Source organism: Rhizobium sp. IBUN (assembly GCF_000510625.1).
Lineage (GTDB): Bacteria > Pseudomonadota > Alphaproteobacteria > Rhizobiales > Rhizobiaceae > Rhizobium > Rhizobium altiplani.
On record NZ_AZNV01000045.1, the window covers coordinates 1 to 24,824 of the forward strand.

The 24,824-nt window shown below is 58.2% G+C and carries 21 protein-coding genes and 1 pseudogene; 16 read left to right on the forward strand and 6 right to left on the reverse strand.

Going from position 1 to position 24,824, the window contains the following annotated elements; genetic code table 11:
- Positions 1–518: pseudogene (locus tag RHIBUN_RS34120) on the forward strand (AarF/ABC1/UbiB kinase family protein); the annotation flags it as partial.
- Between the two features lie 444 nt (positions 519–962).
- Here RHIBUN_RS34120 and RHIBUN_RS37595 read toward each other — a convergent pair.
- Positions 963–1,127, reverse strand: coding sequence for a hypothetical protein (locus RHIBUN_RS37595; RefSeq protein WP_245271734.1), 165 nt, complete (start codon positions 1,125–1,127; stop codon positions 963–965).
- Between RHIBUN_RS37595 and RHIBUN_RS37600 the strand changes: the two genes are divergently transcribed.
- Positions 1,121–1,597: a hypothetical protein gene (locus RHIBUN_RS37600; RefSeq protein ID WP_245271735.1), complete on the forward strand. Its 477-nt coding sequence runs from the start codon at positions 1,121–1,123 to the stop codon at positions 1,595–1,597. The genes RHIBUN_RS37595 and RHIBUN_RS37600 overlap by 7 nt on opposite strands.
- Positions 1,598–1,962: 365 nt before the next feature.
- Here RHIBUN_RS37600 and ppsA read toward each other — a convergent pair whose 3' ends face one another.
- Together ppsA and RHIBUN_RS0127580 are read right to left on the reverse strand one after the other, a co-directional pair.
- Positions 1,963–4,350 carry a phosphoenolpyruvate synthase gene (gene ppsA / locus RHIBUN_RS0127575; protein ID WP_025662049.1) on the reverse strand — a complete coding sequence of 796 codons (2,388 nt, stop codon included), beginning with the start codon at positions 4,348–4,350 and terminating at the stop codon, positions 1,963–1,965.
- Positions 4,351–4,718: 368 nt separating this feature from the next.
- Positions 4,719–5,063, reverse strand: coding sequence for an ATPase inhibitor subunit zeta (locus RHIBUN_RS0127580; RefSeq protein WP_025662050.1), 345 nt, complete (start codon positions 5,061–5,063; stop codon positions 4,719–4,721).
- Between the two features lie 453 nt (positions 5,064–5,516).
- On the opposite strand from RHIBUN_RS0127580, the gene RHIBUN_RS0127590 reads away from it, so the two are divergent.
- The 5 genes from RHIBUN_RS0127590 to RHIBUN_RS0127610 all read left to right on the forward strand — a co-directional run bounded on the left by RHIBUN_RS0127590 (position 5,517) and on the right by RHIBUN_RS0127610 (position 10,983).
- The gene (locus RHIBUN_RS0127590) at positions 5,517–6,041 is read left to right on the forward strand and encodes an Hsp20/alpha crystallin family protein (protein WP_025662051.1); all 525 of its coding nucleotides are present in this window, start codon (positions 5,517–5,519) and stop codon (positions 6,039–6,041) included.
- Positions 6,042–6,433: 392 nt separating this feature from the next.
- Positions 6,434–6,799: an SPW repeat protein gene (locus RHIBUN_RS34125; RefSeq protein WP_025662052.1), complete on the forward strand. Its 366-nt coding sequence runs from the start codon at positions 6,434–6,436 to the stop codon at positions 6,797–6,799.
- A 79-nt stretch (positions 6,800–6,878) separates the two neighbouring features.
- Positions 6,879–7,190: a DUF5335 family protein gene (locus tag RHIBUN_RS0127600; protein ID WP_025662053.1), complete on the forward strand. Its 312-nt coding sequence runs from the start codon at positions 6,879–6,881 to the stop codon at positions 7,188–7,190.
- Between the two features lie 44 nt (positions 7,191–7,234).
- Entirely contained in the window at positions 7,235–9,859 is a 2,625-nt protein-coding gene (mgtA, locus tag RHIBUN_RS0127605) for a magnesium-translocating P-type ATPase (protein WP_025662054.1), read from the forward strand.
- 182 nt (positions 9,860–10,041) lie between these two features.
- Positions 10,042–10,983, forward strand: coding sequence for a hypothetical protein (locus tag RHIBUN_RS0127610; RefSeq protein WP_025662055.1), 942 nt, complete (start codon positions 10,042–10,044; stop codon positions 10,981–10,983).
- A gap of 61 nt (positions 10,984–11,044) precedes the next feature.
- Here the strand turns inward: RHIBUN_RS0127610 and RHIBUN_RS0127615 are convergent, their stop codons facing one another.
- Positions 11,045–11,428, reverse strand: coding sequence for a hypothetical protein (locus RHIBUN_RS0127615; RefSeq protein WP_025662056.1), 384 nt, complete (start codon positions 11,426–11,428; stop codon positions 11,045–11,047).
- Between the two features lie 38 nt (positions 11,429–11,466).
- On the reverse strand, positions 11,467–11,904 hold the full coding sequence (locus RHIBUN_RS0127620) for a universal stress protein (RefSeq protein ID WP_025662057.1): 438 nt from the start codon (positions 11,902–11,904) through the stop codon (positions 11,467–11,469).
- Between the two features lie 195 nt (positions 11,905–12,099).
- Here RHIBUN_RS0127620 and ftsH point away from each other — a divergent pair, with 195 nt between their 5' ends.
- The 7 genes from ftsH to RHIBUN_RS0127655 all read left to right on the forward strand — a co-directional run bounded on the left by ftsH (position 12,100) and on the right by RHIBUN_RS0127655 (position 21,370).
- Entirely contained in the window at positions 12,100–13,941 is a 1,842-nt protein-coding gene (gene ftsH, locus RHIBUN_RS0127625) for an ATP-dependent zinc metalloprotease FtsH (protein ID WP_025662058.1), read from the forward strand.
- Entirely contained in the window at positions 13,934–14,953 is a 1,020-nt protein-coding gene (locus tag RHIBUN_RS0127630) for a lysylphosphatidylglycerol synthase transmembrane domain-containing protein (protein ID WP_037217735.1), read from the forward strand. The genes ftsH and RHIBUN_RS0127630 overlap by 8 nt, the downstream gene beginning before the upstream one ends.
- Positions 14,954–15,062: 109 nt before the next feature.
- Entirely contained in the window at positions 15,063–15,785 is a 723-nt protein-coding gene (locus tag RHIBUN_RS0127635; protein ID WP_025662060.1) for a CBS domain-containing protein, read from the forward strand.
- Positions 15,786–15,875: 90 nt separating this feature from the next.
- Positions 15,876–17,501: an MBL fold metallo-hydrolase gene (locus RHIBUN_RS0127640; RefSeq protein WP_025662061.1), complete on the forward strand. Its 1,626-nt coding sequence runs from the start codon at positions 15,876–15,878 to the stop codon at positions 17,499–17,501.
- The gene (locus RHIBUN_RS0127645) at positions 17,488–17,778 is read left to right on the forward strand and encodes a hypothetical protein (protein ID WP_025662062.1); all 291 of its coding nucleotides are present in this window, start codon (positions 17,488–17,490) and stop codon (positions 17,776–17,778) included. The genes RHIBUN_RS0127640 and RHIBUN_RS0127645 overlap by 14 nt, the downstream gene beginning before the upstream one ends.
- A 23-nt stretch (positions 17,779–17,801) precedes the next feature.
- Complete coding sequence (locus RHIBUN_RS0127650; RefSeq protein ID WP_025662063.1) at positions 17,802–19,010, forward strand: acetate/propionate family kinase; 1,209 nt, start codon at positions 17,802–17,804, stop codon at positions 19,008–19,010.
- Positions 18,995–21,370 carry a phosphoketolase family protein gene (locus RHIBUN_RS0127655; RefSeq protein WP_025662064.1) on the forward strand — a complete coding sequence of 792 codons (2,376 nt, stop codon included), beginning with the start codon at positions 18,995–18,997 and terminating at the stop codon, positions 21,368–21,370. The genes RHIBUN_RS0127650 and RHIBUN_RS0127655 overlap by 16 nt, the downstream gene beginning before the upstream one ends.
- 53 nt (positions 21,371–21,423) lie before the next feature.
- Here the strand turns inward: RHIBUN_RS0127655 and RHIBUN_RS0127660 are convergent, their stop codons facing one another.
- Complete coding sequence (locus tag RHIBUN_RS0127660) at positions 21,424–22,341, reverse strand: hypothetical protein (RefSeq protein WP_156932762.1); 918 nt, start codon at positions 22,339–22,341, stop codon at positions 21,424–21,426.
- Between the two features lie 643 nt (positions 22,342–22,984).
- Here RHIBUN_RS0127660 and RHIBUN_RS0127665 point away from each other — a divergent pair.
- Both RHIBUN_RS0127665 and RHIBUN_RS0127670 read left to right on the forward strand, forming a co-directional pair.
- Positions 22,985–24,250, forward strand: coding sequence for a DUF2254 domain-containing protein (locus RHIBUN_RS0127665; protein ID WP_245271736.1), 1,266 nt, complete (start codon positions 22,985–22,987; stop codon positions 24,248–24,250).
- A 53-nt stretch (positions 24,251–24,303) separates the two neighbouring features.
- On the forward strand, positions 24,304–24,753 hold the full coding sequence (locus RHIBUN_RS0127670) for a DUF2267 domain-containing protein (protein ID WP_025662067.1): 450 nt from the start codon (positions 24,304–24,306) through the stop codon (positions 24,751–24,753).
- The last annotated feature ends 71 nt before the right edge of the window (positions 24,754–24,824 follow it).

A 24,824-nucleotide genomic window follows, 5' to 3' on the forward strand; every position in this document is an offset into this window, starting at 1 on the left:
TCGGACAGGCGCAGAATGTCTTTGTCCCGCTTGACCTTCTCATTCTAATGCGGGCGATGTTTCTCGCCGAACACACCGTGCGCATCCTCGATCCTGATTTCCAACTTCTTGAGACCCTGCAGACCAAGGCTCCGGGCGTATTAGAAGCGGCATTGAAGCAGGCCGACTGGACAACCACGATCAATCGCCTGAGGCTCGATGCCTCCTCCACCGCGCGCGACCTGCCGTCGATGCTCAGCACATGGGTCCACCAGCTTGCTCGAGAAGGCAGCGACCTGGGTTTCAGCCTGCATGTGCGCGAACTGAAGGGCCTGCACGAGCACCTCGACAGGAGCAGCAACCGGCTCGTGCTCGGCCTTATAGCGTCGAGCCTCTTTGTGTCCGGATCGTTACTCATGGATGCCGCGGGACCGCGTATTTTTGGTGATATCCCGATATTTGCGGCGTTCGCCTTTACTCTCGCGCTTTGGTTTACGCTCCTCCTCGTGCGCGCAATCGCCCGGTCCGGGAGGCTCTGAAGCCCAGATGGTGAGAGGAAGTTGAATGCGTGGACGACGTCGGCCCAGAAAGAACATCAGCCATGCTGCTGAGCCCGCAGACGACGGCCAGGTGTGGCGAGGCAAGCCGGGCCAACGGGCCTGATTACACCTTGTCGGACCATTAGCATCGAGGCGGCGGCGGGCAAAAATTCCGCTACGCACACCGGAAGAATCTTCACTGTCCTCGCTCAGTGGATCGCGGCCGCCATCGCCAACGCGGTCCCAGGCGTGGATGCCGCCCAATGCATCATTGTGGGCCACATTGGAGACTGGATGGATCGGCCGTCGGTGCTGCACTTGAAGGTCGCGAGAGCACACGATCACCCAGACACGCCGCCTCGCGCATATTGTGCGTGACGAACACGATTGTCCTGTGGCTGTGGCTCCAAATGCGCTGAACGTCATCATAGAGGTGTACTCGCGTCATTGCGTCGAGTGCGCCGAAAGGTCCATCCATGCGACAAGCACCGTCGCGACCGCCTCCTTCTGCTCGACCAGAACCTTGCCGCCCGCCTCCATTTCTAGGCGTGAGACCCATGGTTCCACCGTCCAGACCGCATCAAGTTGCCGGGCTTTGAAGAGTGACAATTGCTCAGATTTGCCGTCGGCACGACATGCGCGTCACCGCCCGCCTGAGTGACTCGCAGCCCGCCTGTCGAAAGCCACGCCCGCGCGGCGACATCCTGCGTATTGCCGAATTGCGGTGTGCCGATCCGCTTGCCACGGAAATCAGTTGGTTCGGCAAGCTGTTCGTCCGGCTAAACGACGAGCGCCGACCCTCCGTTCATTGCGCCGGCGACGATGCGGATTTCCCGCCCTCCCGAGCGGGCGTATGCGTTGATCGCAGGGTTCGGCCCGACATAAGTGAGATCGACGCTTTCCGCAAAGATCGCCTCCATCGCGCTGGAGCCGGCATTATAGGCATACCAATCGATGTGGACATTGGCGCCAAGCCGATCGGCGAACCAATTGCGACCATGCCGCTCGAAGTTCCTGGCAACCAGCGCCTGAGCGTGCGTTACATTCGGGAAATGACCGACCGGATCGTCAAATCCTGAGTGCGGCCGGTTACCGTTCCAAGGACCCAGAGCACGGCTGCTATCACCGCGAGGAGGCGTTGGGCCGTGGATCGGTATGCAGTTATGGAATGGACCCGCCTAGCGATATTCATGGCTCTTTCGGCATGGTTCGACCTAAGGCGGTTCATGTCAAGTCGTCAAGTCTCGGGGCTTTTGCCAGGCCTGGCGGTTGCATATGTGGAAGAGATGTTTTCCGCCGGAAGAGCGAAGGCGGGCGTGATGACAACCTCATTTGTAATATACTGCGGTGCTTTATTGGCGGACAGGTGTAACGCGCGCACTACTGATTGTGGCGGCAAAGCAACTCAACTTGAGTCCGTGTCAAGAAAGAATTGATGCCCTTTCTAAAGTGCCCCCGCATTTTTTTCCGCAGTCGCCACCGCCCGTTTCACAGCCACAAAGCTGTCGGGTGTAACCGAAACGGAACCAATTCCGCAATTGACCAGGAAAGCCGCAAATTCAGGGTGGTCGCTTGGTGCTTGTCCGCAAAGTCCGATTTTTGTCCCGACTTTCTTACAATCGTCAATGACCTTGGCAATCATCCATTTCACAGCCTCGTCCTGTTCGTCAAAGGAGGATGCGAGATCTTCCGAGTCCCTGTCGATGCCGAGGGTTAATTGAGTGAGGTCATTGGAGCCGATAGAGAACCCGTCGAAATGCTTCGCAAAATCCGTCGCAAGAATCACGTTTGATGGTATCTCGCACATCATATAGACCTGAAGTCCGTCCACGTCCCGCTCGAGACCGTTGTCGGCCATTACCTTCAAGACCTTTTCAGCTTCTTTTATCGAGCGACAGAAAGGGACCATGACAATGGCGTTTCTAAAGCCCATCGTCTCACGAAGGCGCTTTATCGCACGGCATTCAAGCGCAAAACCGTCGCGGTATTTTGGCGAGTAGTAGCGAGACGCACCGCGAAAGCCGATCATCGGATTTTCTTCCTTGGGCTCGAACTCGGCTCCGCCGCAAAGACCAGCATACTCATTGGTCTTAAAATCGCTCATGCGGACAATGATGGGTTTGGGGTAGGCGAAGGCTGCCAGGCGGGCTAGGCCACGTGACAGTTGCTCCACGAAATACTCAGTCCGGTCCGCGTAACCCGATGTCAATTCGGCAATCTTTCGCCTTGCCGATTGATCGCGGAGGCGGTCGAACTGCACGAGCGCCATAGGATGGATCTGAATGGCGTTGGTGATCACGAATTCCATGCGCGCAAGCCCGATCCCATCCGCTGGAAGTTTCCACCACCGGGAGGCGGACAGCGGATCGGCAAGGTTCAGCATAACCTTGGTCCGTGTTGCCGGAATATCCGCAAGGGTAATCATCTCCGCCTTGAATTCCGCGCGGCCTTCGTAAACGAAGCCCTCGTCACCTTCGGCGCAGGAAACGGTCACGATTTCGCCAGTCCGAAGCAGGTTCGTTGCATTCTCCGCGCCGACGATCGCAGGAACACCAAGCTCCCGGCTGACGATCGCCGCATGCGAGGTCCGCCCTCCATGATCGGTAATAATGGCCGAGGCCCGTTTCATCACCGGGACCCAATCCGGATCGGTGGTAGTGGTGACGAGGATAGCACCGTCGGTAAATCTGTTGATATCGGCAGCACGCTCGATGCGGCAAACAGGACCCACCGCAATCGCATTGCCTATCGCAAGACCTTTTGTCAGCAGGCGCCCCTTCCTGCCAAGATAATAGGCAGGAAACAGTCCGGCGGCGGCTCTTGCCTGAACAGTTTCGGGTCTTGCCTGAACGATGTAAATCTCGTTGTTCCGGCCGTCTTTCGCCCATTCGATGTCCATCGGACAGCCGTAGTGTTCCTCGATTGCCGCTGCCCAGCGCGCAAGTGTCAGCACCTCAGGGTCAGCAAGCACCAACGTCGCCTGTTCCTCCTTTGACGTCGACACGCCTCGGGTAGGCTCGAAGGTGTCGCCAAAAGTGAGCTTGCGAGCTTTCGAGCCGCGCTTCTTCTGAATGATCGGCACGAGGGCCGGGTCGGCGAGCAGCGGTTTGAAAATGCGATATTCATCGGGATCGACGACACCCTTGACGACATATTCGCCAAGCCCCCAGGCCGCATTGATCAGAACGACCTTGTCGAAGCCTGTTTCCGTTTCGATCGAAAACATTACCCCTGCACCACCGACATCGGAGCGAACCATCTGTTGGATACCCACCGACAATGCAACTTTCATATGGTCGAAGCCATTTGCCCTGCGATAGCTGAGGGCGCGATCAGTAAAGAGCGAGGCATAGCATCGCCGACAGGCAATCATCAGCGCCTGCTCTCCGACGACATTGAGGAAGCTTTCCTGTTGGCCGGCGAAGCTGGCCGTCGGTAGATCTTCTGCTGTGGCACTGGAACGGACAGCGACCGAGGGTGATTCAACATCGAGCCTGCGCGAAAGGCTGCGATAGGCATCAACGATCTCCCTCTCGATTTCAGGAGGCCATCGGCCCTGGAGAATGATCCCACGGATTGCGACGCCGGTCTCCGCCAGCGATTTCCTGCCGGCTTCCCATTCTTCCAGGAACGTGCTGATCGTCGCACGCAAATTATTGGCGTCGATGAAGCGCCAGTAGGCCTCAGCTGTCGTGGCAAAGCCGCTTGGCACCCTGATGCCATAGGGAGAGAGCGTGGCAATCATTTCCCCGAGGGACGCATTCTTGCCGCCTACGCTGGCAATGTCGCCTCGTTTCACATCCTCAAGCCAGATGATTGAAACGCCGTCCATTGTGTCTCCTCCCATCCAGGTGGATTCGCTCGAGTCACGATCGGACCGTCCGTATTGCCTCAAGCTCACGCGAAACCATCGGCAGCTTATGCCAACTGCACGATGCGACATTGATGTTCGTCAATGCCGAGAGTGCAGAAATCCGGAAGATTGCCGCGATATCCCGCAATAAGCGCGGAGATCAAGAACCCAATAGTCATTCAGACCACAAGGATTATTTTTGAACGCTTCTGTCGTTGATGCCATATAGCCGCGCTCATGAGATTCCTGCCGCCGCCAATGGCACCTTGCGCCTGTAATCGCCTCGTGTCCGAGTTACCAGATCAAGGCTGCGGGCCTCGCCGTCCATCCGTAACCCCACATGGGCGTTACGCGGGCGAGCGCGATTTTCCAGCCTTTCCGCTTTCGCGCGCCATATCCTCGGCGGCTGCAAACATCAGTTCATGCATCTTCGTCTGTACGGCCGACTCCCCGACGTCCTCGCCAGCTTCTGTAAGGTCTTTCAGGACCTTTTTCAGAACGATTTCGTCGCCCGCCGCCGAACTGCCTGCTTCCATGACTTCGGCAACATAAGCATCCCTGTCATTTCGTCCGATCAAACTGCATACCCACTGCGCCAGGAGCCAATTTCGACGCGACCGCACCTCCAACAGCCTTTCAAAATCAAGAATGTATCGATCCTCGAGTAGTCTGCGTCTATCGTCGTATTGCATCGTTTGGTCCTCCAATCTCCATGGTAGGTCCACTGATCCGTCAAGGTCACTTCTCTACAAAGCCCCTTATTGGTCATTGAAGAACAGGTGCGCATTGACATGTGTCAATGTTCAATGGGCCGCGATGCTCCCAGAGGCAGCGACCAGCAAGATCGTGGATTCACCCCTTCGCAGCTTGGCTGTCGTTGAGGCTATCAGAGCGGAAGCGGACTGCCCGAAAGCGCCACAGGATCAACCAAATGCAGCAATCAAACCTGCCTGACGTCGCTTCGAGTATGGGCTGAGCATTGGGTTGGACACAACAATTATGGTCCGCGGAACACAGCTAGCTCGTTCTTTGACCGGAATCAAAGTTCGAAGCTGTAGAACGTGCTTTGATCATCGCGCTCGATGTCGAGCACAAGCAACTGCAGTGGGATCCGGCTTCCGGACCTTGGAAGACAGGAGATGATCATGCCTGACAAATTCCCCGTTAAGACAGAATCCAAGACCCCCGCTCCGGCTCAAGGCGGCATCTGGTCGCCCTTCGAGTCCCTTCGCATGGAAATCGACCGCCTGTTCGATGACTTTGGTCCCTCCTTGTGGCGCCCTCTGGCCCGGCCATTGCTGGGACGCACACCTGGAGGATCGAACGGCGGATGGGTGGTGTCACCCGCCGTTGATGTCGTCGAAAAGGAAGACGCCCTTGAAATCACGGCGGAAGTCCCCGGCCTCGACGAGAAGAACATCGAGGTCAAGCTCGCAAACGGCGTACTGACCATCCGCGGCGAGAAGACCGAGGAGAAGGAGGAGAAGGATAAATCGTATCACGTTTCTGAACGTCACTACGGCTCCTTCCAGCGCTCCTTCCAGCTTCCGGAATACGTCGATACAGACAAGGTGAGCGCCGCCTTCGGGAAGGGTGTCCTTAAGGTGACGCTGCCCAAGACGCCTAATGCCAAGAGAAACGATCGGAAGATCGAGATCACGGCGGGTTGAGAAGAGAAATGCGTCCTGGCTTTGGAACCGAACCAGGCGATCGTACTTAGATGGTTGGTACGCTTGCACTCCTGTTGTGGCCAGCGGTGCCTTTTCATATGTCCAAACAACTCAGCCCCGCGTCCGCGGGGCCTTCTTTTGCGCGTACGCCAACAGAATGACGGTCCGCGTCGTGCGACGTTTACTCAGATCGGTTCTCCTGAAAAGCAGCGGCGCCAATTCCCAAGCACGACATTACTCAATCCACTGCGTCGACCGTGGTGTTTGGCGCGCAGTGCCCTTGGCGCGCTCGGATTTTCCCACATAGATTCCTCATTTTGATCGAGCGCAATGTACTATGAGCTAGGAGTTCTATCCTGACCCGGTCACAAACTCGGCCGTGGGAGAATTCAATGGACGGACCAGGCTGGCAGGATCCGATAATGGTTACCCTGGGAACATTGGTGTTCGCAGTCCCGTGGTTGTTACCGTCGACATTCGGGGACCCCATGGCGGGCGACACGACGGCGTGGGCTTTTCTTCTGACCGGCCTGGCAACCGGGGCGACCGCAGTCGCAGGCATTTTGCTTCCTGGGAAATGGGAAGCCCTTGTTGAGTTTGCACTCGGGATCTGGCTCATGGTCTTGCCGTGGGTCGTCGAGCCGTCCACAGACCCGACTGCAGCAACCGGGGCCGCCGTTGTCGTGGGGGGCATCATGGTCGTTCTTTCAGGCGTTTCCGCTTTCTCAGGACGCGGGCGTCGCTCGAGGCAAGAGTAAGATGATGCCCCTTCACACATCGCGCACAACAGAAGCTCTACTCTCGGCAGCAGGATACCTAACAGAAGGAGATGAAGTAATGGGCGTTAAGGTGCTCCCAAAATCCGAATGGGCCGCTTATTTCTCGCGCCTTCACAAGGAAGTGAAAGGCAAGGAAATCAAGGTCGAAGTCCTCGGTGCAACGATTGGCGACCAGGTCCTGGTGAGATCGGCACCCCTACTTGGTGCCACCTATGAACCGAAGGAAGACGCTCTTGAAATATCGGTCAAGGGTATGACCCACGTCGTCGATCATCCGCAGAAGATCTCGATACAGGATGACGATGGAAAGGTCTTCGCCATCGAAGTTATCGACGCCGGGGACAGACATCAGCTCATGACCTTTGACTAGTTTCCGGCTAGCGGTCTCGCGAAGAAATTGGAGGCTCGAGCGGCATGATGAATGTGAGAGCGGGAAGGCGGATTGCCGACGCGATCTCCTCGCCCGCACCTCCTCTCGAAGACCTTGGGATGATGAGCGAGTGCCAGCAGGACAAAGCTTGCGAGCTGCTTCGTTCGGGCCATTCTGGCATCTCGTCCGCTGAAGCTCGACTTCGGCGAGAGCAATACGGCCGGAATGTGGTCAGTCGTGAGCAGCGCGTGCCACTGCTCAGCGAGATCTGGTCACGTGCCAAGAGCCCTCTTAACGCCCTACTGCTGACACTCGCCCTGGTGTCGTACGCCCTCGGAGATATCCGGGCTGCGATCGTCATCTCTGCGATCGTCGTTCTTTCCGTGGGCATGGCATTCGTCCAGGAGCATCGCTCCAGCCAGGCCGCCGCGAAACTCCGTGCGATGGTAAGGACAACAGTAAGCGTTTTGCGTCCAAGCAAGACACATCCCAGAACTGAAGATATCGCGGTAGAAAACCTCGTACCCGGAGACGTCGTGGCACTGTCGGCGGGCGATCTCATACCTGCCGATCTCCGCCTCCTCGAGGCCACGGACCTCCATGTAAATCAGTCGGCGCTCTCTGGCGAGGCAATGCCAGTCGAAAAGCAAGCTACTCCCTCCCACGATCTGATAGAGGGTCCCCTTGACCGGAGCAATCTTTGCTTCATGGGCTCGAACGTCGTCAGCGGGTTCGGTCGAGGTTTGGTGATCCGAACAGGGGCAAGCACCTTCTTTGGAGCGCTGACCGAAAAGGTCGTGGCGCAGCAGGAGGAGACGGCATTCGATCGCGGGATCAGGCGCTTCACCTGGCTGATGGTTGGCGTGACCCTCGTTCTCGGCCCCTCGGTATTCCTCATTAACGGGGTCACGAAGGGAGACTGGCTGCAGGCTCTGCTCTTTGCCGTGGCGATCGCAGTTGGGCTGACGCCCGAGATGCTCCCGATGGCAGTGACCGTCAACCTTGCCAAGGGCGCGCTGGCGATGGCCAGATCCAAGGTGATCGTCAAGCGTCTGGACGCGATCCAGAACCTTGGCGCGATGGATGTGCTTTGCACCGACAAGACCGGGACGCTGACGCGGGACAAGATCATCCTGAAGCAGCACGTCGATATCCATGGCGTGGATTCGCCGCGCGTGCTGCACTACGCCTACCTCAACAGTTACTTTCAATCAGGACTGAAGAACCTCCTTGATGTCGCCGTTCTGGAGCACGGCGACGTCCACGAAGCTCTTGGAGTCGACGAGCATTTCCAAAAGATCGGCGAGATCCCATTCGACTTCTCTCGTCGTCGGCTGTCTGTGATCGTCTCCGACAGGCGCGACAAGCACATTCTCATCTGCAAAGGGGCAATCGAGGAGATATTCGCGGTCTCGACGCGGTACGAAGATGCCGGAAACATCGGAATCCTGGACGCGGGGCACCTGGAGACGGCCAAGGAGGAGACCGTATTGCTGAACAAGAGCGGCTTTCGTGTTGTCGCGGTTGCCTACAAGGAAATCAGCGAGACGAAGCCGGACTACGGCGTCGAAGACGAAAGCGACCTCGTTCTGCTCGGCTACATCTCGTTCCTCGACCCGCCAAAGGAGAGCGCCTCAAAGGCTATCGCCGCGCTGGAAGCCAGCGGCGTCCGCGTGAAGATACTCACGGGAGACAACGAGGTCATCACACGGAAGATCTGCGGCGACGTCGGAATCCCGGCCAAGGACATCCTTCTCGGCCCGCATCTCGCCGCAATGACGGACGTCGAGCTTACGGTCAGGGCAGCGTCTGCAACGGTTTTTGCGAAGCTCACTCCAAGTCAGAAGGAGCGCATCGTCCGGCTCCTACGGGCGAGCGGTCACGTGGTCGGGTTCCTCGGGGACGGCATCAACGACGGACCGGCGCTCAAGAGCGCGGACGTCGGCGTCTCGGTCGACAGCGCCGTGGATATAGCTCGGGAGTCGGCCGATATCATCCTCTTGGAGAAGAACCTGCTGGTGCTGCGAGAGGGCGTCATCGAAGGGCGCAAGGTGTTCGCAAACATCACCAAGTACATCAGAATGGGCGCGAGCTCGAATTTCGGAAACATGTTCAGCGTCCTTGGTGCCAGCATCTTCCTGCCATTTATGCCAATGACAGCAATCCAGGTTCTCACCAACAACCTGCTTTACGACCTCTCGCAGACTGCTATTCCGACCGATACCGTCGACGAGGAATACGTTGCATCGCCGCGGCGGTGGGACATAGCTGGTATCTTCAGGTTCATGCTAGTGCTCGGCCCAGTCAGTTCGATCTTCGACTATCTCACGTTCGCCATGATGCTGGTCGTGTTCAAGGCCTGGGCGAACCCCGCCCTGTTCCAAACGGGATGGTTCGTGGAGTCGCTGCTGACGCAGACTTTGATTATACATGTCATACGGACTTCCCGCATTCCAATGATCGAAAGTTCAGCCAGCCCGGCCCTGGCGACGACGAGCCTCCTCATCGCGGGCGCCGGTATTTTCCTGCCTTTTACTGGCGCCGGAAGCGCGCTGGGCTTCGTGTCCCTGCCACTTCTGTACTGGCCAATGCTGGCGGCAATCCTCATTGTCTATGTAACCCTCGCGCATCTGGCGAAGGTCTGGTTTGTCAGACGATGGGGCTGGTAGATACCGATTTCGGCATGAACAGCGGGTCGGCAACGAAATTGCGGTGGGTCAATGAAACGAAGGCCAAGATCTGGCTGAATGCCCTCTCAGGAGGACGCGCGATGGGATTTGAGGGCAGACTACACAAGGCAGCCGCACAGGAAGACATGGAGGCGGATATGCGATCTCGCAAAGAAGACCCTATGCCGCGGAGACTTTCCGGTTTCATCTTGATGATGGGACGGGGCCATCAGGCGTTGCTGGTGCTACTATCGGTACTCTTGTTCGCCGTGGGAATTCTGCCGCTCGAGGTTCAACGGCGGATCGTAAACGGCGCGACGCAGGGGGCAACCCTGAGGACGATCCTCGGTTTCGTGCTTGTCTACCTGGCGCTCGTCCTCAGCGAAGGCGGGATCAAGCTCGTGTTGAACATCTACCGCGGCTGGATCGGAGAGGTCGCCGTTCGATGGCTTCGAATGACGGTCATTGATACGACAGAGTGTCATCCTGAGGAGCTTACGACCCTGGCCGAAGGCGTCGAAATGTCGATCGTGCTCGCGGAGGCGGAACCTGTGGGCGGGTTTGTCGGCACCAGCATCTCCGAGCCGATTCTCCAGGCAGGCATCCTCCTCGCAGTCGGCAGCTACATGATCTATCTCCAGCCCCTTCTCGCTCTGGCCGTCATCGCCGTATTCGTCCCGCAGTCCGTCCTGGTCCCTGTTCTCCAAGGGCTCATCAATCAGCGGGTCAAGACGAAGATTACTGTCATGCGCCACCTTAGCGAGGAGATGGTCGACCATACCTCTCCAAAATCGCCTAGGCATCAGGCAGCCCGCGTCCAGCGCCTGTTTTCGACCAACATGAGCATCTACAGGCTGAAGTACGCGCTCAATTTCCTGATGAACCTGATGTTTCAGCTCGGTTATGCAGGAATCTTCGCGCTCGGCGGTTACTACGTCATAACGGGCAAGATCGAGATTGGGACAGTCGTCGCCTTCATTGCGGGCCTCAATAAAGTGTCGGATCCTTGGGGAGCGCTCGTCGACTGGTATCGCGACCTGAAGGTCACCCAAGTGAAGTACGAGCTTATCCGCGACGCGAGCACCGTAAATGCTCGCCAGCCAAACACCACCCCGGCGAATTAGGCCTGCGAGGTCGTTGCATGGGCATCCTCCTGACATGTCGTCAATACAAAGGAAGGCCAAATTAGGCGACAGTTCGAGCAGCCATGTCTTCGAATTCGGAGTCAGCTTCCTCATTTATGCGATGTGCTGCCTCGGAGGCCAGCTTCGAAGCAATCATGAGCATATTGCTCACTTCGGCGGCGTAGTCGATTTTAGCAACTCGAACGAAATCGCCCATGACGTCAAGAGCGTCGTTGCTCCCTGCGCTGCCGACGAGATCACCAACGAGCCTCACCTGCTGCTGGTAACGGCGCATCAGAAAATTGAAGGACTCGATCTGGAGGCGCGACGTCGCGTTCAAAACCTGCACTTGGAAGCCGACGCCTGCCTCCAGAAGCGCCTCCGCAGCCGCAATAGCGGGAAGATGTGAGGGGATGGGATGGATATGGTCACCGTCTTGGATCATTTCGGTTCTCCCGTTAGCGGATAAAATCCCCGATCCCTTCATCGATATACGAGCACGGGGATACGCGAATGACTGAGGACTTTGTTCGTAACGCTGCCGAGGATCAACGCAGCGACACCTCCGCGGCCATGCGATGCCATTGCGATCAGATCGCATCCATGAAGAACGGCTGTTTCGATGATGGCTTGGTGCACCTCATCGCTCCGGAGCTTGGCAGTATAGCAGGTAACTCCCTGATGACGAGCGCGCAACTCGACCTCGTTAAGGAATTGGACGGCTTGTTCATCCGACAACCGGTCATAGTCTTCCCGGCTGGCCGCCAGCTTATCGCTGTCCGTTGTGAAGATGCGAAATGGTTCGATGACGCAGACGAATACGACCGATGCGTTCGCGTCTCTGGCAAACGCCACCGCGTTCTCCGCGGCCGTGACCGCAAGTCTGGATCCATCCGTTGGAATGAGAATCTTTGCAAACATGACACACTTCCTCCTCGCAGAAATATTACGGCCGGTCGCTCGCCCGTCTTTGATCCGTGTCAATATTCGGCGAGGAAACTGCGGTCGTCACCTCTCGCCAATTGCTCGCAAGGCGGCCCTACCTTGACCAAGATCAAGGAATTCATGGAGCGGATATGCAAAGAGGCCGTGAGGAAACAGCTAGGCGGAACCGCGATGAAACGCGAGAGGGTGATACGGATCGCATATCTGGTCGCTGCCTTGGCGATCTGGGGATCGGTCGCATTCTGGCTGGCCTCGCGCAATGTTGCGCATGTGCCTTACAGCGACGTGATGCGGATGGTCGCCGAAGGCAAGGTTCGGTCGGTGACAGTGACGGAAACCACGATCGAAGGCGTCTTCAAGGAATCGCAGTCCGGCAAGACTCATTTCGTCTCCGCTCGCGTCGATCCGGTTGCCGCCGAAGTCTTCGAAAAAGCCGGCGTCGAGGTCTCTGGTGGCACCGACAACAATTGGATCACTATGATACTTTCCTGGGCAGTCCCGACGCTCCTGCTGCTCGGTGTTTGGCTTTTCATCTTTCGTGGGATCGCCGAACAGCAAGGCATGGGAGGCCTCGTCAGCATCGGGAAGTCGAAGGCGAAGGTGTATATGGAACGCGCAACCGGCGTCACCTTCGACGATGTGGCCGGTGCGGACGAAGCAAAGGCCGAGTTGCAGGAGATCGTGTCTTTTCTAAAGGACAAGGAGCGCTACGGGCGTCTCGGCGCTCACATTCCAAAGGGCATCCTGCTCGTCGGGCCGCCCGAAACGGGCAAGACGCTTCTGGCTCGCGCGATCGCGGGAGAGGCCGGCGTCCCCTTCTTCTCGATCTCCGGATCGGAGTTCGTCGAATTGTTCGTCGGCGTGGGCGCCGCGCGGGTGCGCGATCTCTTTCAGCAGGCTCGTCAGGCCGCGCCATGCATCATATTCATCGACGAACTTGACGCACTTGGACGTGCTCGAAGCCAGGTCGGCGGGTTTGGCGGGAACGATGAAAAGGAGCAGACCCTCAACCAGCTTCTGTCCGAGCTCGACGGCTTCGACCCGCGCGTCGGCATCGTGCTGTTGGCCGCAACCAACCGCCCCGAGATCCTTGACGCGGCACTTCTTCGGGCAGGACGCTTCGACCGACAAGTCGTGGTTGAACGACCCGATCGTAAGGGGCGGGCGGCAATCCTGTCGGTGCACGCGAAGAAGGTAACAATCGAGCCCGGCTTGCACATGGACGACGTCGCCGGCCTGACGCCCGGCTTCACAGGAGCGGACCTGGCAAACCTCGTCAACGAGGCGGCCATATGTGCTACGCGCCGAAACGCGGCCGCTGTTACCATGGCGGACTTCATACAGGCGGTTGAGCGGATCATCGTCGGAACCGAACGCCGAAGTCGAATGCTCACGCCGGACGAAAGGAGACGGGTCGCCTATCACGAGATGGGGCACGCCCTGGCTGCGGCCTCGCTCGTGAAGACGGATTCGGTTCAAAAGGTGTCGATCATCCCGAGGTCGATCGGCGCTCTCGGCTACACGCTGCAGCGGCCGACAGAAGATCGTTTCTTGATCACCGCGAGCGAACTGAAGGAACGGATGATCGCGCTGCTCGCCGGGAGGGCGGCGGAAGCTCTGGTCTTCGACGAGGTTTCGACGGGCGCTGCTGACGATCTTGCAAAGGCGACCGATATAGCCAGAGAATGTGTCACACGGTTCGGCATGAGCGAGGTCGGGCAAGCCGTTTTGGAGCCTCGCCAACTTCAATGGCTGAACGACGGCCACCCCAGTTTGCATGACAGGGATTATTCGGAGGCTACGGCCCGTCAGGTGGACGTCGCCATCCACGACATGATCGATGGCGCGTTCGAAGACGCCAAGAAGCTCTTGTCAACGAGAATGAAGGACCTGACCGCCGGTGCTAACCTGCTGCTCGAGCACGAGACGATCACGCCTGAGGATTTTCCGCCACTTCAACGCAAGGCTGGCGATCCCAAGACGGCGGCGACCACGGAGGCGACCGTTGGCTAACGCGAAGGGACATTTGGCGGGGTCGGACGACCTGCTTCTGAAACCTGAGCAATCTTCCGCACGTACGATCGTCGGTTGGTTCGCTGGCGCGCTGATATTTGCCAGCGTTATGGGACTGTTGCTGCATTTCGCCGATATCGCCGAATTGTTGGCTGTGTTGAAGGCGGCGAGTCCGCTTTGGATCGCCGCGGCTTTTTCCTGTCAGCTTGGGACCTACGCCTGCGCCGCCGCCGTCTGGCAGATGGTCACGAGGCGCGCAGGTTTTCAGCTTCGACTCGCGGACCTTCTCAAACTGGCTGTCATGGAACTCTTCGCCAATCAGGCGATCCCGACAGGCGGTCTGAGCGGAAGTCTGCTGGTTGCCCGCGGCCTAGTGCGGCGACGGATCCCCTCGTCCATCGCCATAACCGCCTTGCTGGTCGCCGCCCTTTCCTACTACGCTGCCTACCTTCTGATGGCGGGGCTTGCCTTCGCCCTGTTGTGGTCGACCGGTGATCTCAGCGACACGTGGGAATGGCTCTCGATCATGTTTGCCGCGATCATTATCGTGATCACCGTTTGCCTGGTCGCCGTCACGGTTACGAAGGGCCGTTGGATCCCAAGGTCTCTGCTGCGCACGCCGCTGATGGCACGCCTTGCAAAAGCGCTTGCACAGGTTCGGACCGACATCGCTAGCGATCCGAAAGTATTAGGCCCGACAATCTTCTTTCAACTGGCGATTTTCGTTCTGGATGCCACCACGCTCTGGTTCTCCGTGCGAGCTCTCGGCGCAAGTATCGGCCCCACTCCTGCATTTCTGGCCTTCGTTCTCGCGTCGGTCGTTGCTACCGTCTCACCTATCCCGCTCGGCCTGGGTTCGTTCGAAGGAGGCTGCGTCGCGGTCCTCCACTTGCTTGGAGTCAGCATCGAAGTCGCTCTTGCTGCCACGCTGATCTTCCGAGGAATGTCGTTCTGGATGCCCATGTTTCCGGGAATGTGGCTGACCCACCAGGAGGCACAGGCGGATCCTTGACCTCCGTCAATGTGCGTCGGGCAGATGTATGATTGTATCGGCCGTGCCTTCTCAGCCGATGTTGTGGATCGAACGGCTTGAAAAGAGGTTCTGGATCGGAGAAACACGCATGATAGTCGAGAGCGCAATGACCTCGTCCCCGATCACCGTCGGTGCATCCTGCACGGTGTTACATGCGGCCGAAATAATGCTCGCCAACCGGATCAGTGGCCTTCCTGTCGTCGATGACGACGGAGTGCTGGTCGGCATGATTACCGAAGGCGACTTCCTGCGGCGATACGAGCTCAACACCGACCGCAGACGGTCCTGGTTGCAAAGCTGGCTTGCAAGCCCCGGTAAGATCGCCGACGAATACGTGCGCTCTCACGGACGGCGTGTTGACGAAATAATGAATTCGCACCTCGTCGTCGTGCCTCCGACCGCGGCGCTTTCCGAGGCCATTCGCCTGATGGAGCGATACGAGGTGAAGCGACTTCCCGTGATCTCGGACGGAAGACTAGTCGGCATAATAGCGCGTTCAGACCTGCTGCGCGCCCTGACCAAAGTGGAAAAGCCTTCGGCACCATCTACTCAGGACGCCCAAATCCAGGAGGCGGTCGATGCCGAACTGGCGAAGCAAAGCTGGAGCAGGAATGGCTTCATCCGCTGCCAGGTCAAGAATGGAGTAGCCGAGCTCTCCGGTACCATCTTCGACGAACGGGAGCGTCTCGCCGCGAAGGTTGCCGCTGAGAATGTGCCAGGGGTCAGAGCGATCACGGACCATCTCACCTGGATTGATCCGTACTACGGAGTGGCTCTGCCGCCGCTGGTTGGCGACGAAGATCGCATCTGAGTTTTCCGATTGGATTGGGGCCAGATTGATCTCCATCAAGGAAGCGGTGCCTCCCTCCTTTATGCTCTAGTCAAAGCTTATAGGTGGAACATGCAGGAACCAAAGTTATCCTTCCACGGCGCGGCCGGCTCTGTCACCGGTTCGTGCTTCCTCCTCGAGGTTGCTGATTCCCGGATTCTGATCGACTGCGGCATGTTCCAGGGTTCGAAAAGCGAGAAAGAGCTGAACTATCGGCCCTTCCCCTTCGATCCGGGAGAAATAGACGCCGTTCTCCTGACGCACGCCCATATCGATCATACCGGCCTGCTCCCCAAGCTCGCAAAGGAAGGGTTCAGTGGACCGATCTACGCGACCCGGCCAACGATGGAACTGTGCGGGGTCATGCTGCAGGACTCCGGACATATCCAGGAATCGGAAGTCAAACAGCTCAACCGCCGCAACCGCAGGCGGTCACGTGAGCCTGTCGAGCCGATCTACACGGCTGACGACGCCCGCATGGTGATGCCCCAATTCGTGTCCGTGCCATACCAGCAGTGGCGAGAAACGGTGGGCGGGGTCAAGTTCCGCTTCTGGAACGCTGGCCACCTGCTCGGATCTGCCTCGATCGAGATCGAAGTGACTGTTGCCGGCGGTCCGCGGCGTCTTCTCTTTTCGGGCGATATCGGCACCCGTTACAAGATGCTGGAAGGGCTGCCTCAGGCTCCTGCGGGCGTCGACTACCTCGTCTGCGAAGCCACCTATGGCGACCGCGAGCGCGAGGACTACACGCAGGACGCTCGCCGCAACCGCTTGAGAGAGATCGTAGCCAAGGCGAACAATCCGAACGGCGCGCTTCTGATCCCCTCCTTCGCCGTGGAGCGCACGCAGGAAGTGCTAACGGACTTGGTTGCATTGATGGACGACGGCAGTCTTCCTCGTTCGCCGATCATGATCGACTCGCCGCTGGCCTCCAGAGCGACCGAAGTGTTCAAAGCTCAGGCCAGAGAGCTGGCAAACGCTGCCGCGTTCACACGTGCACTCAACGCGCCGAATGTCCGATTTACCGAATCCGCAGAGCAGTCGAAGGCTCTCGATCTCGTACTTGGCTTCCATATCATCATTGCGGCAAGCGGCATGTGTGAAGCAGGACGCATCCGGCACCGGCTGCGCAACTGGCTCTGGCGACCAGAGTGCACGGTTCTCTTGGTAGGCTTCCAGGCAGCAGGAACCCTCGGTCGAATCCTCCAAGACGGCGCCCGCGTGGTGCGGATCCAGGGCGACGAGATCCTGGTGCACGCGAAAATCATAGCCTTCGATGCCTACAGCGGGCATGCAGACGCCAGTGATCTTGAGGAATGGGTTTCGGCGCGGGCGCCGATTGAAAAAGGAGTGTTCCTCGTTCACGGCGAGCCCGCAGCGCGCAGCGCTCTGACGAGACGACTGTCGAAGACCCTGAAGGTTCCCGTGATGGAGCCTCGGCTCGATGATAGTTTCGTCCTGACCGGGGACGGCGCCCGTCTGCTCGAGGATGCGGCACGTGTTCGGCTTGCGCCGGAGCAGCTTGGCCGCCCCGATTGGCACAACGACTTCCAGAGCTTCGTCCTCGATCTGTCCGACCGTCTGAACCGGGCCGCCGACCGGAAGGGTCGGGCCGTCATTCTCCGTAAGGTCAAACGGGCCCTGGAACCGGAGCAAGATACAGTCGCTGCAAAGGAGAACGAAAATGCTGTCCACTGATCGGGATTACAAACCCGGCGGCGAACATTTCGCGGTCCCCAGTCAAGGCGAAGTGGAAGGCAAGCTCATGGTCTCGGAGCTGGTCGCCGTCGCCTGTTTGCAGGAGCTCCTGAAGAAGGAGCATGCACCGGTCGTGGAAAGAGTTCGGCGTCACATTCTGCGGGACTTGAAGCATCGATGCCACGCCCTGAAGCTCTGCTCTGATGACGAGAAGGCGACTGCAGATTATGCGCTACAGATGTTGGAATCTGCGGTGAAAGAGGCCGGCTCCCGATAGGCTAAAGGCCGAGCGAGGTCATCATGAGCAAGGAAGTTGGAGTTACCTTCAATGCCGGTTCGTCGAGCTTGAAAATCGGCCTCTTCGACATCGGTTCCGGCGCCGCCAAGCGTCTCGGCCGCGCTATCGTCTCCCTCGGCGAGCGACCTCGCCTCAAGTACGGCAGCGATGACGAAATCCAGGAGATCGATCTGCCCGCCGCCTCCGATGGCCTTAGCATCCGGGTCATCTCAAGCGTCCTTGATCGGCTGTTGCACGGCGATTGCCATATCGACTTTGTCGGCCACCGCGTCGTGCATGGTGGGCTGATTTTCAAAGGTCCGACGCTTCTCACCGGCGGCGCCATGTCGCAAATTAGAAGTTTGACGCCAATGGCCCCGCTTCACCAGCCTGAAGCGCTAAACGTGATCGATGCCGTCTTCGCCCTCTATCCGTCCGTTATTCAGACGGCATCGTTCGACACGGCCTTCCATACTTCGCAATGCAGTCTCGCGACAAGGCTGGCAATTCCCCGCGCAATGCACGACGCAGGAATACGCCGATACGGCTTCCACGGCCTATCCTACAAGTACATAGCCACCTACCTTCAAAGATTCGCACCTTACATCGGCGGCGCCAGGGTGGTCTGCGCTCACCTCGGATACGGCGCAAGTCTCTGTGGCATGGTCGACGGCGTCAGCATCGATACCAGCATGGGATTTTCTGCTCTCGACGGTATCCCGATGGCGACACGGCCGGGCACGCTCGATCCTGGGGTGCTGATCCGCCTGCTCAGATCCGAGTTTGCGGATGCCGACAAACTGGAAGACTTCCTTTATCACCAATGCGGCCTTCTGGGGGTTTCGGGAATAAGTGGCGACACTCAAGCGCTGCTGGAAGATTTCCGCCCTGCCGCTAAGGAGGCACTCGATCTATTCTGTTTCAGAATTGCCGGCGAGGTTGGCCGTCTGGCCGTTTCAACAGGCGGCGTCGATGCGCTGGTGTTTACCGGGGGCATCGGGGAACATCAGCCGGAGATACGCAAAGGCATCGAAAGGCACCTGTCATGGATGGGACTTTCGCTGAACGAGGCCGCCAACAAGACAAATGCGACAGTCCTGAGCTCCAAAGACAGTACCATCGAAGCGTTTGTCATCCCCACTGACGAGGAGCAGGTGATCGCCGACGAGGCGCTCACCGTCATCAGCCAACATGGCCTTCATCGAGGAGAGCGACAATGGCAGACAATGTGACCCTGCGGGGACAGGACCTAGAGCTGACAGACCGCTATTGGCGCGCCGCCAACTATTTGTCGGTCGGCCAGATCTACTTGATGGATAATCCGCTCCTACGAGAGCCGCTCAAACCCGAGCACATCAAGCCGCGGCTGCTCGGCCACTGGGGGACGACACCCGGGCTCAACTTCATCTACGCCCACCTGAATCGCATTATTAAGCACCGTGACGTCGACGTTCTCTACATCTGCGGCCCCGGTCATGGCGGGCCGGGAATGGTGGCCAACACCTATCTCGAAGGCACCTACAGCGAGATCTATCCCGAGGTGTCAGAAGACATCGCAGGTATGCGCAAGCTCTTCAAACAGTTCTCATTTCCGGGTGGAATTCCAAGCCATGCAGCACCCGAGACGCCCGGTTCGATCCACGAAGGTGGAGAACTCGGCTACGCCCTCGTCCATGCCTTCGGAGCCGCCTTCGACAATCCCGGTCTGGTGGTCGCCTGTGTCGTTGGCGATGGGGAGGCCGAAACCGGACCTCTGGCGGCGGCGTGGCATTCGAACAAATTCCTTAATCCCCAGCGCGACGGCGCGGTCTTGCCGATCCTCCATCTGAATGGCTACAAGATCGCCAATCCGACGATTCTCGCACGAACGCGCGACGGCGATCTCGAAAGTCTGTTCTGGGGGTACGGCTATCAACCGATCTTCGTCGAAGGCCACGAGCCAGCCGAGATGCATCGGAAAATGGCAGAGGCGCTCGATGAGGCATTCGATCTGATCGAGGAATTCCAGACCGATGCGCGCTCCAAGCCCGAGTACCGCGACGTGCCTCGGTGGCCGATGATCATATTGCGCAGCCCTAAAGGCTGGACGGGCCCCAAAGAGGTAGACGGCAAGAAGGTGGAGGACTTCTGGAGGGCTCATCAGGTTCCTGTTGCAAACTGCCGGGGCGACGAGCGCCACCGAAAGATCCTCGAGGACTGGATGCGGAGCTACGAACCAGAGGACCTCTTCGATGCGGACGGCCGCCTGAAAGCGGAACTGCGCGCTCTTGCTCCACAAGGTGACAAGAGAATGGGCGCGGTTCCTTACGGGAACGGCGGTCGCCTTCGAACCGAACTGATCCTGCCGAAGCTTTCCGAACATGCAGTTGAAGTGGGCGAGCGCGGGTCACTCCAAGTCCAGTCGACCGAGGTTCTCGGAAGATACCTGCGCGACGTCCTCAAGCTCAATGCCGGCGGAAGCAACTTTCGAATCTTCGGACCGGACGAGACCGAATCCAATCGCCTCGGGAGCGTTTTCGAGGAGACCAACCGGGTATGGTTGCAGAAGATCGAGGAATACGACGTCCATCTCGCTCGAGACGGGCGGGTCATGGAAATCCTCAGCGAACATTTGTGTCAGGGATGGCTCGAAGGCTACCTTCTCACGGGTCGGCATGGGTTATTTTCTTGCTACGAAGCCTTCATCCACATCGTCGATTCGATGTTTAACCAGCATGCAAAGTGGCTCAAGGTTTCGCGGGAGCTGGCATGGCGGAAGCCGATTTCCTCGCTCAACTATCTGCTGACGTCGCATGTCTGGCGACAGGATCATAACGGCTTCTCGCATCAGGATCCGGGCTTTGTCGACCTTGTTGCCAACAAGAAGGCTGACATCGTTCGCATCTACCTGCCCCCCGACGCCAACACACTGCTGTGGGTCGGCGACCACTGCCTTCGGACCTTTAACCGCGTCAATGTCATCGTTGCGGGAAAGCAACCGGAATCGCAGTACCTGTCGATGGACGAAGCAATCAGACATTGCGAAGCCGGCCTAGGCGTTTGGGAGTGGGCGAGCTTCGAGGGCGACACGGTCTCGCCCGATGTCGTCATGGCCTGCGCGGGTGACGTGCCGACCATGGAAACGCTCGCGGCGGTCATGCTTCTTCATGAAGCGATCCCAGAGTTGAAGATCAGGACCGTCAATGTCGTTGATCTCCTGGCTCTGCAGGATCCGGATCAACACCCCCATGGCCTGGACAACCAGACGTTCGACGAAATCTTCACCACAGACAGACCGGTGATCTTCGCCTACCACGGCTATCCCAGCCTCATCCATCGCCTGACGTACCGGCGAACGAACCATGAGAACATCCACGTTAGAGGCTTCGTGGAGGAAGGCACAACCACGACTCCGTTCGACATGACGGTGATGAATCAGCTCGACCGGTATCACCTCGCTTTGGAGGCGATCGAACGGGTTCCGGGTTTGGCTGCGAGGGTGCCGGACGTGACCGAGAAGCTGAAAGACAAGCTCGCCGAACACACAGCGTTCATCACGGAAAGCGGAGAGGACATGGCCGAAATCACTGGCTGGCGATGGCGACGGGCGTGAGGAACGATGGCCGGCAGCGATGCTGTTCCTCCGTCGTGCCTGCTCACAGCATTTTAGTAGGGCCGGTCGAGGATCGCAGCGCGCCTCATGTTGCGTGCTAGAGACTGAGGCTCCCCGTTCATCACCCCTGACACGCGCGCGCCATTGTTTTCCGGCCGTATCTCTCGGTCGGGCGACATTTTAGGTGGCGGCGAAGGGTAACTGATCTTGAGCGGCCGAAAAATGCTTTGGGCAACTTGGATTGCGACCGCCTCCTCCGACCCGATCGTGGAACGAGAGTCCAGGTTGTAATTGTCGGACCACAAAACCGCCCCATCCGCCTCTCGAACGAGGCGAGCAGTCAATCGAATGAGCTCTGCGTTTGCCCGTACGCTCCCCTGCAGAATATAGCGCCCATCCGCCGAAGGGTTGAGCGCACTAGGATCCATTACGACGGTCAGTTTTCGAGCCGCGACGAGTTTGACGATGATTTCATCTCTCAGGAAGCGAGAAGCTTGTGCCGCCGGGCCATTGCGGCCCGCATTGTCGAAGAGCTCCACGACCACCGTCGGGGCTTGCAGCTCGTTGTGAAGGGTGCCTAGCGTCCTAGGCGAAAAGCCGGGGCGCACGAACAACACCATCGTTGTGATCCCTATTAGCGACAGGCTAACGACAGTGGCCATGAAGCCAACCGATGGTCTGCGAGCGCCTGAAGACTGAACTTCGTTCCGCGCAGATTGGGCTGCGGCCTTTCTGTCACATTCCGCATTGACGCTGAATGAGGCAGCGTAGCCACCTTTCGGAATTGTGATCAGGATGGGTTCGCGCTGCCGCGACAGAAGATAGAACCTTTCAAGCTCTCGCCTTATTCGGCCCGCCTCGATGCGTACGGCCGGGTCGCTTTGAGGATCAAAATTCCGTCTTCCAAAAATGGTCTGTGCAATCCTGTAGGCCTTTAGGGATTCTGATCGTCCGCTGAGCGTCTCCTCCACGACGTATCGCAAAAAGCGTCTTGCTCGGTCCGGAAGGCGGAGATCGCCGCTTGCCAGTATCCGCTCTAGCTGAGCCTGCACGTCCGATCTTGAAGGCGCCTCGGCAGCTTGATTGAAGTCTTTTGCTCTTGCCATTGCGCTCGCCCCTCATACTCTCGATCCGCCCTGGATTTGTCCGATCCAATGATCTCCTGCCCGACCTGAACGCCCGCGCCACGTCCGTTCAGCCAGACGATCAGCTGCCGAGCCTCCTTCCGGGTGAGGAGAACCGACGTGACGTCAACTTCAGCGGGCGAGCCGGTGGCAGTATCAACCACGTTGAAGAGGCCGTAACGTGTGGGGACGCAAACGTATCGCGCATTGTTTGTCATGGCTGCCAGCATCGGTTTCGGTCCCCGCCTCCTCGGAGTTCTTTTTCATCAGATTCACCGTCGGCTCGACGGACTGGACGGGGAGTGAGGAAGAACGCTAGCAGCAGACCACCCGGAGACATTGAGCTAGATCAAACTAAAAACGTGCTCATCTTGATCAGCATCAATGTCCATTCCGGGCGACTAGGTTATCTCCTGGGCACGTTCGTTTGAGTCTTCAACAGAGAGATATGCCGATGGGTTGGAACCAGTGGTATAGCTTTAGAAGCTACATGAGATCCTCTCTGTGGATCGTTCCGTTCATCGCCCTGCTCCTTTATGTCGCCGCGATCCGTCTAGTCTACGCTTTCGGAGATTGGACCCCATGGCTCGACGTAGGGCCTTGGGGAGTGGCGGGGACACAACGAATGCTGGAGACGATCATCACCATGACGTTGACTTTCGTCGTCTTCACATTCGGATCGCTGCTCGTGGCGATTCAAGTTGCCGGCGGTCAGTTGACGCCGAGGATCATCGCGACAACCCTTCTGCGGGACAACGCCATCCGGTTTACCGTCGGCCTGTTCATCTTTACGCTTCTCTTCGCGACCGGCGCCCTTTCAAGACTGGATACGACGGTTCCTCACGGTGTTTCTGGGATAGCTGGCCTACTAGGCTTTTTGTCGATTGCAGCCTTTCTCTACCTGATAGACTACGCGGCGCGGTTGCTGCGTCCCGTCAGTATCATTTTAAGGGTCGGCGAACGAGGGCATGCAGTCATCGAGGAAGTGTATCCGGATCTTGCAGGTAACGGAGGCTCGCATGACGATAGCCTCCCGTTCACTTCTGTGCCTGACAAACTCGTGTACCAACAGGCGAACCCTGCTGTCGTCGTCGCTGTCAATATGAAAGCCCTCGTAGCCCTGGCTGAACGGACCGACTCGATCATCGAACTTGTGCCGAGGGTCGGCGACTTTGTTGGAACCGACGAAGTTCTTTTCCGCCTATACGGTCAAAACCTGCCAGATGAACGCAGGTTGAAAGCTCTGGTTGCTCTTGGACCTGAGCGTACCCTCGAACAGGATTCAACGTTTGCGTTCAGGATAATCGTCGATATCGGCATCAAGGCCCTATCAAAGGCTATCAACGATCCCACGACAGCTGTCCTTGCGATCGACCAGCTTCAACGTCTCCTGTGTTTCGTCGGTGGAAGGCACCTGCTCAGCGATGAAGTCAGGGGCAAATCCGGCAAGTTGCGGCTCATCTGCAGAACGCCGAACTGGGAGGATTTCGTTCAGTTGACCTTCAGTGAGATCCGCCTGTATGGCGCTGAAAACTTCCAGATCGCCCGTCGATTGCGCGCGGTGATCGAATATGCATCACAGATTCTGCCTAGCGACCACCGCCCAGCTCTCCTTAGGGAACTCGATCTGCTCGATCGAATGCTAGAGAGGATCTACGTTTTTCCGGAAGATTTGAACCTGGCTCGGACGCCTGACTCGCAGGGGCTCGGCGGCTCGGAGAGACGGTCGGGAAAGGCTGGCTCGGATCGAGCTTAAGACTGGTTTCGAAGCCAGTCGACCAATACGCGCCAAGCCTAACGGGAGGTCGCATGCGCTATAGTCCTATCCTAACGTTTCCGGATGCCGCTCAAGAGGCAGCCGTGTGGGTCCGGGCGCTCGCAGAGCTGCTCGGCTGCGAGCAGCGGGTCGCGTTTGAAGTGCTGCGGACAACGCTCCATTTGGTGCGCGACAGATTGTCTGTGGACGACAATGCCAAAGTTGGCAATGAGCTACCGATGGTCCTCAGGGGGCTCTACTTCGAGGCATGGAACCCTATGAAGTATCAAGGGCACGATGATCTCCACGATCTGCCTGCCTTGCTCCGGTCGGCGTTGCCACCCTCCGTCTCTGCGGATCCGGACGTGTTCTCAAAGATCCTGCAGCTATTTGAGGATCGTCATCACCACAAAAAGCCGACCAAGCTCGATGTCGCACTGAAACTCTGCAGTGTCCCACCTGACCCTGGGGGCATGGTTGGTGACGTCAGCAAATCTCTGTAGCGCGAGGTTCATTCGTAGCCGCCGACCCAATCACGCGCGGCGACGAGCCGTGTGAGGTTTTTGCAATGAAG

What these genes read in the sequence shown, in the direction of transcription:
- RHIBUN_RS0127670 (WP_025662067.1), top strand. Translation starts at nt 24,304, where the DNA reads ATGCGCTATAGTCCTATCCTAACGTTTCCGGATGCCGCTCAAGAGGCA.
- RHIBUN_RS0127590 (WP_025662051.1), top strand. Translation starts at nt 5,517, where the DNA reads ATGCCTGACAAATTCCCCGTTAAGACAGAATCCAAGACCCCCGCTCCG.
- RHIBUN_RS0127615 (WP_025662056.1), bottom strand. Translation starts at nt 11,428, where the DNA reads ATGATCCAAGACGGTGACCATATCCATCCCATCCCCTCACATCTTCCC.
- RHIBUN_RS0127665 (WP_245271736.1), top strand. Translation starts at nt 22,985, where the DNA reads ATGAGATCCTCTCTGTGGATCGTTCCGTTCATCGCCCTGCTCCTTTAT.
- RHIBUN_RS0127655 (WP_025662064.1), top strand. Translation starts at nt 18,995, where the DNA reads ATGGCAGACAATGTGACCCTGCGGGGACAGGACCTAGAGCTGACAGAC.
- ppsA (WP_025662049.1), bottom strand. Translation starts at nt 4,350, where the DNA reads ATGGACGGCGTTTCAATCATCTGGCTTGAGGATGTGAAACGAGGCGAC.
- RHIBUN_RS0127610 (WP_025662055.1), top strand. Translation starts at nt 10,042, where the DNA reads ATGCCGCGGAGACTTTCCGGTTTCATCTTGATGATGGGACGGGGCCAT.
- RHIBUN_RS0127650 (WP_025662063.1), top strand. Translation starts at nt 17,802, where the DNA reads ATGAGCAAGGAAGTTGGAGTTACCTTCAATGCCGGTTCGTCGAGCTTG.
- RHIBUN_RS0127580 (WP_025662050.1), bottom strand. Translation starts at nt 5,063, where the DNA reads ATGCAATACGACGATAGACGCAGACTACTCGAGGATCGATACATTCTT.
- RHIBUN_RS0127620 (WP_025662057.1), bottom strand. Translation starts at nt 11,904, where the DNA reads ATGTTTGCAAAGATTCTCATTCCAACGGATGGATCCAGACTTGCGGTC.
- RHIBUN_RS0127640 (WP_025662061.1), top strand. Translation starts at nt 15,876, where the DNA reads ATGCAGGAACCAAAGTTATCCTTCCACGGCGCGGCCGGCTCTGTCACC.
- mgtA (WP_025662054.1), top strand. Translation starts at nt 7,235, where the DNA reads ATGATGAATGTGAGAGCGGGAAGGCGGATTGCCGACGCGATCTCCTCG.
- RHIBUN_RS34125 (WP_025662052.1), top strand. Translation starts at nt 6,434, where the DNA reads ATGGACGGACCAGGCTGGCAGGATCCGATAATGGTTACCCTGGGAACA.
- ftsH (WP_025662058.1), top strand. Translation starts at nt 12,100, where the DNA reads ATGAAACGCGAGAGGGTGATACGGATCGCATATCTGGTCGCTGCCTTG.
- RHIBUN_RS0127600 (WP_025662053.1), top strand. Translation starts at nt 6,879, where the DNA reads ATGGGCGTTAAGGTGCTCCCAAAATCCGAATGGGCCGCTTATTTCTCG.
- RHIBUN_RS0127635 (WP_025662060.1), top strand. Translation starts at nt 15,063, where the DNA reads ATGATAGTCGAGAGCGCAATGACCTCGTCCCCGATCACCGTCGGTGCA.
- RHIBUN_RS0127645 (WP_025662062.1), top strand. Translation starts at nt 17,488, where the DNA reads ATGCTGTCCACTGATCGGGATTACAAACCCGGCGGCGAACATTTCGCG.